The following is a 15,176-nucleotide window of genomic DNA, read 5'->3' as shown; positions in this document are numbered from 1 at the left end:
TTAACTTTCGGTTCACGAACGAACGTTGTTCTCGTCTGTTTTTTATAAATATTTCGTTGTGTCCGGATTGACTTTACCTTGAACGTGGTTGACGAAATGTGCATCGACACTGGTGTTAAACGGATGTGGTTCTCCATGTTTGCGACTGCAGAGAACATCTTGCTTCACACTAGTTTCATTGAATCCGGATCCCACTTCACTACTTCGCCGCGTTCCATGCTTAGGTTGCTCAACAGGGCAGCTCCGGCCGCGCGGAAACCGAACACTGCATCTTCTACGACGGGCTTCCGCGTGCGAACAGAGGAAAAGAAGTTAGTGAAGTGGTCGTAGCTGTCGCTATAGCCGGCGGGGGCCACATATTTTTCGTACCCAGGCGATGGGGTTCCTGAGGGATGTGAGACTGGATACTTCTCTCGGTAGGTTTCAATAATGCGTTTTTGCATTGCTTCAGGAAATGTCCCGACGGTGTAGCCGGGCTCTTTCTGGAGCGGTGTGCGGCTTACGCTGACTGCGTTGCCGCCAATCTCCATGGTGCCTTCCGATCCGGTAAAGATGAGGCCTTCGCTTTCTTCACCACCGTCGACGAAGTTCACGCGCAGGCTGAGATTGAATCCTTCCCGGTAGTCGAAGAGGCCCAGCATGACGTCGGGAACGTCGCGCCCATCCTTCCAGAAGCGGAGGCCTCCAGTTGCCATCGCGCGGGTCGGGCCATTTGTTCCGGTAATGAAGTGAGTGCCGCTGAAGAGGTGCACGAAGAGATCTCCGGCTACGCCGCTGCCATAAGCCTTCCACTTGCGCCATTGAAAGAAGTGGTCTGCGTCGAAGGGAATTTTAGGGGCGGATCCCTGGAATCGCGGCCAGTCGCAGGTTTCCGTGGACGCGTCCAGTGGGACGGTGTAGTTCCATGCGCCTAGCGACGAGTTGCGATCCCAACGCGCTGTCACCATGTTGAGTTTGCCGATGGCGCCGGATGCGAGGAGTTCCTTTGCCTTCGCGTAGATCATCGAGCTTACGCGCTGGCTTCCGACCTGGATGATACGATTTGTCGCGTGGGCTGTTTCGATGATTTCAGGGCCATCGGAGTAGAGATGGATCATCGGCTTTTCGCAATAAACGTCCTTGCCGGCGTTCATTGCGTCGACGGCGGCCTGCTTGTGCCAATGGTCCGGTGTGGCAATGAGGACAGCGTCGATATCCTTGCGAGCGAGGATCTCTTTATAGTCGCGCGTGGTGAAGATGTCGTTACCCCACAGCTCTTTGCTGCGCTCAAGCCGGCCATCGTAGCAGTCTGCTACCGCCACCAGCTTCACGCCTGGAACCTGGACGGCAACCTTTGTGTCGGCTTGGCCCTGAATGCCGGCTCCAATGAGTGCGAACTGTATATGATCGTTTGTCGCAATGGGCTGGGCAGGAGCCGTCTGCAACGCTGTGAGCGCATAGATCTTTGGCGCTAGCAATGTCTCCGCCGTTGCTGTTCCAGCTACTTTTAAGAAATTTCTACGATTTAACACGTGCGCAGATCCTCGTCTCGTGGATTAATTCGCTGTTTCAACTATATTCTCTGCTGGCGGTGTTGTCTTGTTTCGAGTTGCTAAGACGTTGGTTTGCTGGCGACGGTGCAGCCAACGATTTCTTCCAAGACACGAATGGAGCCGCAGATATCTTCTTCGCCGTAGCCTTTTGCGATGGCTGCGCGAAAGAGCTGTCGCGAAAGTGCTGTGAGCGGTGCGGGGACGTTCAGCTCTGCTGCGGATTCCAGCATCAGCTCCATGTCTTTTTCAAGCCACTTTACTGAGAAGTTCGTAGTAAAGTCTCGGGCGAAAACCAGAGGCGCTTTGATGGAGATCAAACCTGATTTGGCGGCGCTGTTATTGAGGATGTCGAGCATCATCTCGGGATCCACTCCGGCTTTGGTGCTGAGGATCAAGCTCTCGTTGAAGGCCTGGAGGAGATTGCCGAGGATCAGATTCTGAGAGAGTTTGGCGTGAAGTCCCATGCCAGAACCTCCGCAATAATAGAGTTGCTTGCCCATAGCCTCGAAGTACGGGCGCATCTTTTCGAAGATGTCTTTTGGTCCTCCGACCATGAAGGTGAGGGTGCCTGCTTCTGCTCCGCCTTTTGATCCGGTGCAGGGAGCGTCGAGGAATGCGATGCCTTTCTCGGCGAGTTCAGCGGCGATGGCGCGGCTGGCGGACGGCAGAACGGTGCTGCAGTCCACGATGATGGACCCTTTGGCGGCGGTTTCCGCGAGACCATCTTTGCCAAGGATTACCTTGCGCGACATCTCCGTGTTGCCGACACAGAGGAAGATGAAGTCACTTTGCCGCGCTACTTCTGCGGGTGTGGCGCACGCGATACCGCCTTTGGCTGCGAGGGTCTCGACTTTCGCTTTGGTGAACGACCATAGAGCGACCTGATGTCCCGCTTCCATAAGATGAAGGGCCATTGGGCCACCCATAATTCCTAAACCAAGAAATCCAAGTTTTGCCATCGGTTTTGATCCTCTTGAACATGGAGAAGTTTTGACGATAGTGTGACCTCTGACTAGTATCGTCTACATCGCGAGCCTTGCTCCACCATGCCGACAATTTTGTGAGACGCAGCTCGTGTTTTCGCGGGGAATCAGTTCGAATGCTGTTCTGCTACGGTCGAGGTGCTGGAGTGTCGCTGCATGACAACGACTGAGTCGGGGTTACGAGAGGTTGCTTGTCGTCTCTTTCTGCAGTCTCTCGGGGATTGCAGCGTCGAGCAGGCATTTCCTCATTGGGTGAAACGTGAGACAAGAGCGGGGAAGACATTTCTAACTGTTGGCGACGATGCGATCGACCTTGACTGTGTTCGCCGTATTGGAGTGGTGGTCGTGGGTAAAGCCGCGTCTGCGATGCTCAAAGCATTGCTGCCATTACTACAGGGGCTGACTCAGTGCGACCTGTCTGGAGTTGTGATTTCCATTGATGAGCCGCCGGATCTGCCTCCGGGCTTTCAGTTTTTTGCTGGAGGACATCCGACACCGAATCAAGCATCGTTCGATGGAGCGGAGGCGGCGGTGGCGCTGGTACGGTCGCTGCGATCAAAAGCTGCGAGGACAGACGACTCGCTGTGTCTATTTCTTATAAGCGGCGGCGCCTCTGCGATGATGGAGTTGCCTTTGGATGCCGGGATCTCGCTTGAAGATACGGTGAAGTTCCATCGAGAGCTGGTGCATTGCGGTGGTTCGATTGCTGAGATAAATTGCGTGCGCAAACATTTTTCTGCAGTAAAAGGAGGCCGGCTGGCCCTCGAGGCCAAGGGGATTTTGAGTTACTCCCTGCTTATCTCAGATGTGCCGTTGGGTCATCTGGACGCCTTAGGATCTGGGCCTACGCTGCCTGATACTTCTACCGTTGATCAATGCAAAGAGATTCTGGCGCACTATCAGTTGATGGAGAGATTTCCGGCCTCGGTGAAGCGATTTTTTTCATCGGCCCAACTCGTAGAAACTCCTAAACCTGGATATCTCACCTCAAAGGCGGTGACGCTCCTATCGCCCGATGCACTGGCAGCGATCGTGAGACAACGTGCCGAAGATCTTGGATTTTATGCGGTCGTGGACAATGCTTGTGACGATTGGAACTACAAGGATGCTGCCGAATATCTACTTGGGCGCCTTCAGGAACTAAGGCGGCAGCACAGTCGCGTCTGCCTTATCTCGTCGGGAGAGGTGACGGTTGAACTGCCCAGGACATCTGATTTTCCTTGCGCAGAAGGGGCCGAGAAGTTAGGAATCGGCGGCCGCAATCAGCAGTTCGCACTTTATGCGGCGACTTTGTTGAGGCCGTCGGATGCGTCCGTTGCCGTCCTCTCCGCAGGCACAGACGGCATCGATGGGAACAGCTTCGCTGCAGGTGCAGTTGTCGACGAGAGGACTCTTTTTGGTGAGGAAAGACGGTTGTCACAGGCTCGGGATGCTTTGCAACGATTCGACTCTGGTACTTTTCTCGAGAAAGCTGGGTTGTGCATCGTCACAGGCGTAACTGGAAACAATCTGCGTGATCTGCGCATTTTGTTGTCGGTCGACTGTTGACTATTGAAGAAATGACGGAAGTCTTTGTCAGGGGCTCACTTGATGCTTGCTATAGACAGACTGTAGCGGTGCCTGAACCACGGAGTGACGAAGCGCCGTGTTGACCGAGTCAAATTCGGATAACTAGACTCGTCTATCTGAATCGGGAGGTGCGGCGTGAAGATCTCGGTATTCTGCGGAGTGAGCGTAGATGGCTTTCTGGCTCGGCCTGACCACTCGCTCGATTTTTTGGATACTGGGGGGCAGGAGCCGCACGGTTTTGAAGAGTTCTACGACTCCGTCGATATCATTGTTATCGGCCGCAAAACCTTCGAAGTGGTGCTGACATTTGGCGGATGGCCTTACGGGAAAAAGCCGGTAGTCGTGCTGAGTAGCGGTGTGCTCAATTTCTCATCCGTCAAGGGCGGAGTAGTCGAACAGATGTCCGGTGAACCCTCCGAAATCGTGGCGAAGCTGAAAGATCGCGGCTTCAAACACGCTTATGTAGATGGCGGCATCACTATTCAGAGGTTTCTAGCGGCTGGTCTGGTCGACCGAATGGTGATTACACGGGTGCCACTATTGATTGGGGCAGGTATTCCGTTGTTCGGTCCGGTACCGCGCGACATCAGTCTCCGCCACGTGGCTACGCGCTGCTATAAGGGTGACCTGGTGCAGAGTGAATACGAGATGGATCGCGATCTGCGCAACACGGATGGGGCGGTTTAGAGGCAGGACAGTTCACGTTACAAAGGGCGTGAAACATCCGATTGCGCGCATGCTGGTGCACGTATTGCATTTACAATTTGGCAACAACGAGGAAACACCCTTTTTATGAACTCAAAGCGCGTCGGCCAGTTTCGTTCTTCTCTACTCCTGAGGCTTACTCTGAGTGCGACTCTTCTGGTCGCCTACCGTCCGGGATTCGCGCAGGCTCCCCATACGCTCGATGCGGCCGAAGAACAGAAGGTGGACTCTTTGGTGAAGCAGATGACGCTTCAGCAAAAGCTCGACTACATCGGTGGGACGGGTTTTGGAGTGCGAGGTGTTCCGTCGCTTGGAATTCCGCCGCTGGAGATGTCAGATGGCCCATACGGAACGCGTTCAAACTCGGGGTTTCCATCGACTACGTACGCGGCTGGAATCAACATGGCGGCTTCATGGGACCCAGCGCTGGCGGCACGGATAGGAGCGGGAATTGGACGGGATGCGCGTGCCCGTGGTGTTCATTTCATGCTTGGGCCCGGGATTAACATCTATCGTTCTCCGCACAACGGACGCAACTTCGAATACTTCGGCGAAGACCCGTTTCTTGCAGGGAAGATTGCTGTGGGCTACATCACCGGAATGCAGGAGCAGGGTGTTAGCGCGACTGTGAAGCACTATCTGGGAAATAACAGCGAGTTTTTACGGCATGACTCAGACTCGGAGATCGACGAACGGACGCTGCGTGAGATCTATCTGCCCGGATTTGAGGCGGCGGTAAAAGAAGGGCACGTGAGTGCTGTGATGGATTCTTACAACCTTATCAATGGGCTGCATGCTACACAGAACGGATACTTCAATACCGAGATCATGCGCAAGGAGTGGGGATTTAAGGGTGTGATGATGTCGGACTGGGACGCCACCTACGACGCGATTGGAGCAGCAAATGGTGGGCTCGATATCGAGGAGCCGACTGGGAAGTTCATGAACAACGCAAACCTTGGTCCGGCGATTCAAGCAGGGAAGGTGCCCGAGGCAACGATCGACGAGAAGGTGCGACATATTCTCGAGACGGCGGCCTCCTATGGATGGCTGACTCGCGATCAGCGCGATACGTCCATCTCGTTTGTTGACGCGAAGAATAATACGGTTGCGCTTGATGCGGCTCGCGAGGGAGCAGTGCTGCTGAAGAACTCGGGCAACCTGCTGCCACTGGACAAGTCAGCGGTGAAGACGATTTTGATTGTTGGGCCAAATGGTTATCCGGGCGTTCCTGTAGGCGGAGGAAGCGCGGGTGTGGTGCCATTTCACCAAGTGAGCGCGCTTGAGGGTATCTCCAATGAGCTTGGCGCGTCGGCGACTGTGCTGTACGACAGCGGTGTTCCTATGTTGTCCTCTTTGGCGAGCGCCACAGAGTTTACGACGGAGGCAAAGGGTAGTAAGGCTGGGCTCACGCTTGAAAGTTTCAATAATCTTGACCTGTCCGGAACCCCTGCTTCGACGACAGTTACGCGACATGCGGTGTTAGTCGGGCTCACCATCAAACAGGCCATTGCGGATATTGATGCTGTGATGGAGATGCTGTTCAACTCGCCACCATCACAGATCTCGCATCGCCTCACTGGTTTTTATAACGCTGCTACTGCGACTAAATACATCTTTGCTCTGGAGGATTCTGGCGAGGGGTCCGGCAATCGTGTGTATGTGGATGACAAACTGGTGATCGACAACTGGAAGATCGTGCGGGCATTTCAGCCGCATGTGACGTTGGACCTTCCGGCTGGTCCTCATAAGGTAGTTGTAGAGGAGTGGCAGAAAACTCCTATAGGCGGGCATGTGGCTCTTGCGATCGTACCGGAGAACAAGGTGGTGAATCCGGAAGCTGTGAAACTGGCTGCGAAAGCTGACGTCGTGCTCGTGACAGCTGGGTTTCAGGAGGAGAGTGAGAGCGAAGGCGGCGACAGGACATTTTCGCTTCCGTACGGACAGAGTGAACTGATTCGTGAAGTGGCCGCAGCGAACCCAAAGGTGGTGGTCGCGATTACGTCGGGCGGGAATGTGGATTTTACGAAGTGGATTGATCACGTGCCCGCAGTGTTGGAGACCTGGTATGCAGGGCAGGCGGGTGGACAGGCATTGGCAGAGATTTTGTTCGGTGATGTTAACCCCTCCGGACATCTGCCAGCGACGTTTGAGCGAAAAGAAGCGGATAATCCGGCGTTTGCCAATTACTACCCTGAAGGCGACTCCAAGCGCGTTGATTATAAGGAAGGCATCTTCGTCGGATATCGCGGTTATGAGAAGAACAAGATCAAGCCGTTGTTTCCTTTTGGATTTGGTCTCTCTTATACGACGTTCAAATTTGCAAACCTGACGTTCGATCGGAAAGATGAAGGCGGCGAGATTCACGCGGTTGCGAGCTTCGACGTGACCAATACGGGCGCACGTAAAGGGGCCGAGGTCGCTCAACTGTATCTAACCGAGGAGCATCCTAAGGTGCCGCGGCCAGAGCATGAACTGAAGGGCTTTGAGCGGATAGAGCTGTCGCCAGGCGAGACGAAGCGTGTGGAGATTCCGCTGGATGCGCGATCGTTTTCTTATTACGATGTCGCGGCCAAAAGGTGGGCGATAGGATCGAATCGGTTCACGGTTTCCGTGGGAGATTCGGTGGAGTCGTTGCCGTTGAGGACAGATGTGAATCTAAAAGTCAACGGCAACAGATAGGTTAGTTGAGACAAAATACTATCTTGCAGCTATGAAATAGCAGATAGATGCAACTTCCAACAGTAACTGATGAATTTACAAGCTCCTAATACTCCGGGCATAGAGTCGTGTGGTACTTCGAACGACGTATTTCAACTCACCGGAGACATAATGCGATTTTCCTTTTCAAAGACATGCAACTCACAGTACCTCTTCCTAAAACTATTCGCCACGCTCTCTCTCGGCGCAACCGCGGTTAGCATTCCTGCCGCTGCTCAACAGCCGGAGTTCGAAGCCGGTATTCATTTTTTTCCCGGCAATCTGGTCGTCAGCCGCAGCGTCTACGACGACAACGCTAACAACGTGAAAGTCGGGGCTTTGCTTCCGCCAAACTGCGCCAACACCGTTGGACCCTGCGCCGCCGCAACCAACAACGGAAAGTACCCCTTCGTCTTTAATAACGTCATTCCTGACCCCTCTTTTGGAGTCACCGCGAAGATCTTCCTCGACCAGCTCACCCCGTCCGGATTCGTTCTCGACAGTCTTGAAGTCCCCAACAGCTCCTTGAGAAAGATCCGGACCGAGAGCGACCAGCTCGTCACCAGCTTCAGCTCCAAGTCCGAGATCGCGCTCAACCTGTCTACCGACGGCAAGTTCCTTACCTTCATGGGCTACGTCGCCCCGATCGACACCATCGACGCCTCGAACTCCAACACCCCCGGCGCGATTGATCCCACCAATCCAGTCGGCATCAACTTCTACCGCGCCGTTGCCACCGTCAGCCGCAATGGCAAGTTCGCCTTCACCGAGACCAACGCCTATAGTGGCAACAACGGCCGCGCCGCAATCCTCAACAACAGTAATGGCGAGAATTTCTTTTACACCGCAGGCAACGCAGGCAATGGTTCGAACCCGCAGCCTAACGGCGTCGTTTTGGGCGCGGGGGCGCAGTTCATCGAGCCTTCGGCCGCACCTGAGAGCTTCCAGACGCCCGTAGCTCCTACTCCGCTCGCCAGCTTTTCCGTCACCCAACTCGGCGATAAGGCCGACAAGATCGGCAAGGACGACAACTTCCGTGGCCTGACAATCTTCAACAACGTCGTCTACTTCACCAAGGGAAGCGGCAGCAACGGCGTTGACACCGTCTACTTTGTCGACACCACCGGCACCGCGTGCCCCAAGGGTGTGGGCGTCCCGGCCGTTGGAGCACCCCTTCCAATTTCTCCTCTCGCCGTCAATCTGAGCACGCTGCAAACTGCAGGGTTGCCGAACAACATGTGCATACTCGCAGGTTTCCCAACTGTACTGGCGAAGTCCGCTAACCCGGTTGCAGCTCCCTTCGGCCTCTTTTTCGCCAACGCCGACACCTTGTATGTCGCGGATGAAGGCGATGGTTTCAGTGGCGATACCACCCTCTATACCCACGCCGCCGCACAAACCGCCGCCGGCATTCAGAAGTGGATCTTCAACGCGTCCACGCAGACCTGGAACTTGGCCTACACGCTACAGGCCGGCCTGGAGCTCGGAGTTCCGTACACGGTGAATCGTTACCCCACCGGTAACAACGCAGCTACGAATCTTCCGTGGGCGCCCGCTACCGACGGAATCCGCAACATTACCGGAACCACAGATAGGAACGGAAGGGTGACGATCTATGGAATCACCTCAACCGTCAGCGGTGCTGGAGATCAAGGTGCTGATCCAAACCGCCTTGTCTCGGTCACCGACACACTCAGCAACACCGATCCGACAAAGGCGGCCAAGGAGAAGTTCACCGTCGTGCACAAGGCTGAGTTTGCGGAGGTGCTCCGCGGCGTCTCCTTCGCACCCGGAACCAAGTAGCGAATCGGCCGAGTCGACGTACGAAACGATCGGCTCAATGCTTGCTATCAACTTGCGGCGAGAAGACTCCTTCTCGCCGCGTTTTTTTTCACTAACAACCTTTGGCAGTTCGATATCCTCTTCAATTCCGTTCCAGGATTTGTCCATCAGAGAACATTTCAACCAGATGATAGTTTTGACCCAAGTATTTGAGGAATGGCTCCAGGTTATTTTTCGTGCGGATCGGAGCAGTTAGCGAAGGGTAGAGGTAGATGTAGCGCGTTCGATGATCTGTCATCGAGAGGATCAGTGCGTCAATCTGCTGTGGACGGGTAAATTCGGTTGTTGTAACAAAATCTAAAGGGCCGGGGCTCTGCAGCGATAACGCAAAAGCAATGTTAGTGTCGTTTAGAAAAGTCTCACCTGGATGTGTGTGTTGGGCTAGCCACAGCATTTTGTCGTACTGCTGATCGCTGATAAACGCGACTCGCCCAGTCGGAAGATCGACTATGGCATGTTGATGCAATTGCCGACTCATGGGCAAGTACAAGATGGAAGTAATCGCTGCAGTCCATAGTGCAATGCGTGACCAATAGTGCAGTCTGGAGGGCCCATTGAGATACCAGACGCAGAGAATGACAGCGGGAGGTCCCACTGCACATACACGAAGGAATGTGGGCGCGCTCATAATTGAGACAAAGAGCGCCGAACCTACGAGGGTGATGAGAAGAATTTTTCTCCACTGGAGTGAGTCCATTCCTCGTTTTTCTCGAGCTAGGCGAATTGCACACAGTATGTAGATGAGTGGCACAACGGTATGCATGAAGATGAAGGAAATAAGAAGATGAAGGCCACTCATTCCGTGGAGCCCCGGCGTTCTGAAGAACGCCAGAGGATTGTTTTCTTGTGCGTGAAAAAAAACTAACGGATAGTAGATTGTCCAGTATGTAAGTGTCCGGAATCCGATGATATGAGCATAATATCCAACAACGGGAATCACGACAGAGGCGAACGGTAGACACAGCAGGAGTAGTTCGCGCAACGAATTTGGTTTATGTCGCCCATCGCTGTCGGTTGTCAAGAAAAGATAGAGGGCGATTGCAAGCAGGCTGAGGCAGCCGTACGTCTGCGTAAAAAGCGTGGCAAAGCCACACAGAGATCCTGCTAGAACGATTCTTGCCGACGATCTTCCGCTAAGCAACACGCCTACCGCCACCATCACGAGAAGAACGCTCCACCAGTGGTGTGTCGCATCGAGGGCACTATTGACGTCAAATACGAGAAATAGGAGGCTCGCCAGAATTACGGAAGAGGCACGCAGCACCTTTTGGGCGTCCCACATTACGACGAAAATAAGAAGGAGGCCTAAAAAAAATAATAGGCCTTGCACTACCCATTGATGAACTCCAAAAAGCCGGAAGATCCCAACATAAAGTAGATCGGTCCCTGGAGGAACAAATGTGAAGTAGTCTTTGTAGGGCAACTGTCCATGCATCATGCGGAGAGCATGAAGAAAGTAGTGTGACTCATCGCCCACAGTGAGCAAGGGAATAGCAGGGAGCAGAAAGGTTCGTAGGTAAAGAAATACCGCCGAGATAAAAAACAATAGTAAGGCCCATCGTGGTGTGAGAGAGCCTAACGAGAAGGATGGTTTTGGGGTAGTCATGCTGGCATACTCATTGCATGACCTTGTCGCCTTCTCCTGGAGCCAAAAAGAGATTGGCTTCGAGGCCGTGTTGACGAGTGTAGAGATCGAAGTAGCGTCCCTGGCGTCGGTAAAGAGTTTCGTGGTTGCCGCGCTCGACTATGTGTCCTTTCTCCAACACGAGAATCTGGTCGGCACGCCGGATGGTTGAGAGGCGATGAGCGATGACAAAAGTCGTGCGACCTTGCATGAGATAGTTCAGGCCGCTCTGGATAAGAGCTTCAGATTCCGAGTCGAGAGAACTGGTGGCCTCATCCAGAATCAGGATACGAGGGTCGGCGAGGATCGCACGAGCAATGGAGATTCGCTGACGCTGGCCGCCGGATAATCTGATACCTCGCTCACCAACGATAGTTTCGTATCGCTCGGGAAAGCACTCAGCGAATTGGTCGACCCGGGCTATTCGGCAGGCTTGGTACAGTTGCTCGTCGGTCGCGTGCGGGCGGCTAAAGAGAATATTTTCTCGGATGGTGCCATCGAACAAGAAAGTCTCCTGGAGCACAACGCCAAGCTGTTGACGAAGATTGCTAAGTCGGATTGTGCTGAGGTCCACATTGTCGATTGAAACCTGGCCCGAGCCAGCAGAGTGGAAACCGCAGATGAGCGAAATTACAGTTGATTTTCCTGATCCGGATGAGCCCACTAGAGCCGTGACCGTGCCAGGCTCAGAGTCGAACGTGAGGCCGTGCAGCACAGGCTCACCCGGAATATAAGCAAAGATTACGTTTTTGAATGTAATGTGCCCTATGATCGGTTCGAGTACCGCTGTGCGTCCCGACTCTTCGTCTTCTTCAGGCTCGTTGAGGACTTCCAAGGTACGGTCGAATCCGGCGAAAGCCTCCGTCAGTTGAGTTCCGATGCTGACGGACATCGCGATAGGCGCGACCATAAAGGCCAAAAGCATGGTGAATTCTACGTAACCGCCGACGTCGAGGCGATGCGCATTGACCTCCCTTGCTCCGAGAAACATAATGAACGCACCAACAGCCCCTAGAACCATGGTCTTACAAAGGGACAAGAAGGCTTGAGAGGTGATCGAAAGTGTGATGTTTTTGAGGATGCGATTTGCACCTTCGACAAAAATACGAGCCTCGCTGGCTTCGGCGTGATAGCCCTTAACAACTCTTATCCCGTTGAGAGATTCGGTGAGTCGGCCCGTGACCTCTGCACTGATGCGACAGCGTTCACGAAAGAGGGGGCGCGTTACCCCAAGGGCTCTCTTCAAGAACCAACCAAAAGAGATCAAGAGACCGGTTGTGAGTACGGTCATGGGAATGCTGATGTGGATCAGTATGGCTAGAGCGATGACCGCTGTGAGGATTCCCCCGACAAAGTCCAGGAGGCCGGCGCCAACCAAGTTGCGGACGCTCTCAACGTCTGTCATGATGCGAGCGACCAGGGTGCCGGTACGGTTTTTGTCGTAGAAGGAGATAGGCAGGCGACCGACGTGAGCCTGAACCTGTGCCCGCAGCTCTGCGACAAGGCGCTGGCCGGTGACTCCAAGATATCGATCTAAGAAGTAGGTGATGATAGCGCTGATAAATGTGGAGACGACAACGGCCCCGAGGATCAGGGGTAGTCGACTTGTCTGATGCCGATACATGACATCGTTGATCAAGAAACGCGACGAGACAGGTACAAAAAAACTGCAGCATCTTTCCACAATCATTAAGAGCAATGCACCCGCGAGCGGCCACTGGCGCGGTTGGACCAGTGACCATATCTCGGAGATCACTTTGCGTCGGCTCGGCTCGGGGTGCGGAATACTGTGCTCTTGCGTCTTCATTTTTTTGATATCAGGTGGAGAACCGTCAACACCTGGCATCGCTCCAAGGTCAGAAAGTCGGTGAGAAAGTCATCGATTCTGCATCTGTCTTCGAAGGCTAAGCTGCGATGTGAGTTCCCTCAGGTGAATAGGTGATGGAAAGGTGCTGGCTGACAGTTAGGAGAATCAGATCTTAGTTGCACTCTGTTTTGTGGTTTTCAATTTCTTGAATTGACTGTCTATTTTTCGACCAACAGTGACCGCGGAAGCCTTCATGTGATCTATTATTTTCGAAGTTCCCGGCGGCTTCGGCTTTAGGCCTGCTTGTCGTAGATAGTAATTAGCCAAGTAGATGTTTTTGCGTCGATCGTCTTTATATTGATAGTTAATACTTAGCGAGACGGAGATTTCATCTCCGTTCTTGACCCAATGTGGGTTATTCAAGGGGATATGGACACCTGTGCCGGGGCGTAAGGTGAACACCTTTGCACGATCCTCCAACTCCTGCCGATAAGTTACTGCGTAGTCGTTCAACGACCAGTATCGTTCCAACTCTTCTTCGGGCAACACGTCTCGGTCCTTGCGATCGAAGATGTGGATCTGTTTTTCTCCGCTGATTTGCATTAGGAAATTGCAGATAGGGTCGATGTGATACATGGTCACGCGTCTGGGCGAAGTTATGTAGATATCTGCTTCCTGTGTTTTTTTGTCATCGTCGATAGGCCGCCCGCTCAGCTGCTTCAGTTCCCTTAAGCAATCTTCCAGCAGCAAGTTATATTCAGGATCCTCATTCACGCGTAACAGTGCGATCCATGCGCCCGAGTTTTCCACTGCATCAAAGACCTCTTCCACCGGCTTTGTTCGTGCGGGCACAGAATCCCAGCGCTGGTCGACGCGAATGTCGCCAGCGTTGTAATAAACATTGTTCTTTGTTGCGGGATTGGTCAGCAGATGGCGCATACGCTCCCGAGTAAACAGGGGGTGGTCAACATTAAAGACGTGTCTAAAGTCGAATGACTCTTCGTCAAAGTCTTCTCGGAATCGAGGCGTGTCAAAGCCGAACAGTGCGCGTTCCGATTGTAGGTCCGAGGTGATAACACTCTGGGCTGACATAAACTCCTTCTGAAAACGAGACGATGTTATCCCTACCGATAAGGAGACCTCGTCTGCAGTCCACAGTTGTCATTGGCTTGTCATCCGATTGTCAAATGATGTCGAACGGGATCGGAAGCAATGACAGGCAGTGACGCGGAGGTAGATGATTGGTTGTGTACTACCTGTTTGTCTTACGACTAGGTCGCCGTTCGTGCGAGTTAGCTCACGAGAGGATGTCCAATGCCGGTTCAGCAAGAATCTATTGTTAGTTGTGATCGTGACGTTTTTTCGCAGAATTTCAATCGACTTCCCCATGAAGTTCAGCACACGCTGTCCGGGAATCCGCTGTTTGAACTTCGTGCGCTGGCCGAGTTATCCCAGCGAATAGCCACGCGCGAAAATCCGCATCATCCGAAGGGCGACATCCACGTCGAGCGTGGAGCGTCAGCGGGGAATTCCAGACTTGATCTGCACGATTGGGCAAAGACTGATCTCGACAGTCTGGTAGATGAGATTGAGACGGGGCAAACCTGGATCATCCTCAAGCACATTGAGCGCGAACCTGGATATCGTGAAGTCTTCGAAAACTGCATCTGCGAGATCCTGGATCTTGCCGGCAAAGAAATCCTTGAACAGATCAAGTGGTTTGAAGCAATTCTCTTTATTACTTCCCCTAACCGAGTCACCGAATACCATATCGACCGTGAATGCTCATGGTTGTTTCAAATCAAGGGTGACAAGGATATTCACTTTTTCGATCGCGCCGATAAGGACGTGCTCCCGGATGCGGAATTGGAAAAGTATTGGATGGTGAATAATCTTTCGGCGGTATACAAACCAGAGTATGAGCCGCGCGCCATGGTCTACCATCTGCGCCCAGGCATCGGAGTACACAGCCCGGTCAATACGCCGCACTGGCTCCAAAACGGAGACAATGTCTCTATAAGCCTAAATATCAATTTTCAGTTTCATGAACATGTCTGGGAGAATCTTTTCAAAGCTAACTACTACCTGCGTCGGGCCGGAATCACACCCTCTTCTCCCGGCAGGCACCCGGTCGCGGATCGCTTCAAAAGATATGCCTATACGGCTGTGCAAGACATCCGGCGCAAGGTCAAAGATAACCCGGTGATTCCTTCGCACAACGAGGCACGGCGGCAGTATTACCGCATTGCAGAAATTGTGGGCTCGCGCTAAGACGGGCTGGGCAGTTACCTGTCTTCCCTGCAATCTCCGAAGACGGCCCGTAGAGAGACTTCTCATTGAGAGACCGGGACGGTTCTGCGATACGCACAATCGACGCAGGGTCGAACCCCGGTGCATCTGCTGCCGCATCTCCA

10 protein-coding genes are annotated in these 15,176 nt (G+C 53.4%); 5 read left to right on the top strand and 5 right to left on the bottom strand.

Annotated elements, in window-relative coordinates; translation table 11 throughout:
* Positions 1-164 precede the first annotated feature (164 nt).
* Both RBB76_RS02470 and RBB76_RS02465 read right to left on the bottom strand, forming a co-directional pair.
* Positions 165-1,511, bottom strand: coding sequence for a Gfo/Idh/MocA family protein (locus RBB76_RS02470; protein ID WP_429632977.1), 1,347 nt, complete (start codon positions 1,509-1,511; stop codon positions 165-167).
* A gap of 80 nt (positions 1,512-1,591) precedes the next feature.
* The gene (locus RBB76_RS02465; RefSeq protein ID WP_429632978.1) at positions 1,592-2,491 is read right to left on the bottom strand and encodes an NAD(P)-dependent oxidoreductase; all 900 of its coding nucleotides are present in this window, start codon (positions 2,489-2,491) and stop codon (positions 1,592-1,594) included.
* A 180-nt stretch (positions 2,492-2,671) separates the two neighbouring features.
* On the opposite strand from RBB76_RS02465, the gene RBB76_RS02460 reads away from it, so the two are divergent.
* From RBB76_RS02460 to RBB76_RS02445, 4 genes are all read left to right on the top strand, one after another.
* On the top strand, positions 2,672-4,063 hold the full coding sequence (locus RBB76_RS02460) for a glycerate kinase type-2 family protein (protein ID WP_429632980.1): 1,392 nt from the start codon (positions 2,672-2,674) through the stop codon (positions 4,061-4,063).
* Between the two features lie 156 nt (positions 4,064-4,219).
* Complete coding sequence (locus tag RBB76_RS02455; RefSeq protein WP_429632982.1) at positions 4,220-4,771, top strand: dihydrofolate reductase family protein; 552 nt, start codon at positions 4,220-4,222, stop codon at positions 4,769-4,771.
* Between the two features lie 105 nt (positions 4,772-4,876).
* Positions 4,877-7,471 (top strand): glycoside hydrolase family 3 protein, encoded by a 2,595-nt coding sequence (locus RBB76_RS02450; RefSeq protein WP_429632984.1) that lies wholly within the window; start codon positions 4,877-4,879, stop codon positions 7,469-7,471.
* A 150-nt stretch (positions 7,472-7,621) separates the two neighbouring features.
* Positions 7,622-9,292, top strand: coding sequence for a hypothetical protein (locus tag RBB76_RS02445; protein ID WP_429632986.1), 1,671 nt, complete (start codon positions 7,622-7,624; stop codon positions 9,290-9,292).
* Between the two features lie 121 nt (positions 9,293-9,413).
* Here RBB76_RS02445 and RBB76_RS02440 read toward each other — a convergent pair whose 3' ends face one another.
* The 3 genes from RBB76_RS02440 to RBB76_RS02430 form a co-directional block, all read right to left on the bottom strand.
* Positions 9,414-10,937, bottom strand: coding sequence for a hypothetical protein (locus tag RBB76_RS02440; protein WP_429632987.1), 1,524 nt, complete (start codon positions 10,935-10,937; stop codon positions 9,414-9,416).
* Positions 10,938-10,947: 10 nt separating this feature from the next.
* Positions 10,948-12,762 carry an ABC transporter ATP-binding protein gene (locus tag RBB76_RS02435; RefSeq protein ID WP_433963507.1) on the bottom strand — a complete coding sequence of 605 codons (1,815 nt, stop codon included), beginning with the start codon at positions 12,760-12,762 and terminating at the stop codon, positions 10,948-10,950.
* A gap of 165 nt (positions 12,763-12,927) precedes the next feature.
* Positions 12,928-13,854: a cupin-like domain-containing protein gene (locus RBB76_RS02430; protein ID WP_429632991.1), complete on the bottom strand. Its 927-nt coding sequence runs from the start codon at positions 13,852-13,854 to the stop codon at positions 12,928-12,930.
* 222 nt (positions 13,855-14,076) lie between these two features.
* On the opposite strand from RBB76_RS02430, the gene RBB76_RS02425 reads away from it, so the two are divergent.
* Positions 14,077-15,033 (top strand): hypothetical protein, encoded by a 957-nt coding sequence (locus tag RBB76_RS02425; RefSeq protein WP_429632993.1) that lies wholly within the window; start codon positions 14,077-14,079, stop codon positions 15,031-15,033.
* Positions 15,034-15,176 lie beyond the last annotated feature (143 nt).

The sequence above is a fragment of the Tunturiibacter psychrotolerans genome (genome assembly GCF_051013365.1).
Classification (GTDB): domain Bacteria; phylum Acidobacteriota; class Terriglobia; order Terriglobales; family Acidobacteriaceae; genus Edaphobacter; species Edaphobacter psychrotolerans_A.
The sequence above is the reverse complement of the archived record's forward strand: the minus strand, read 5'-3'. Positions and strand labels throughout refer to the sequence as shown.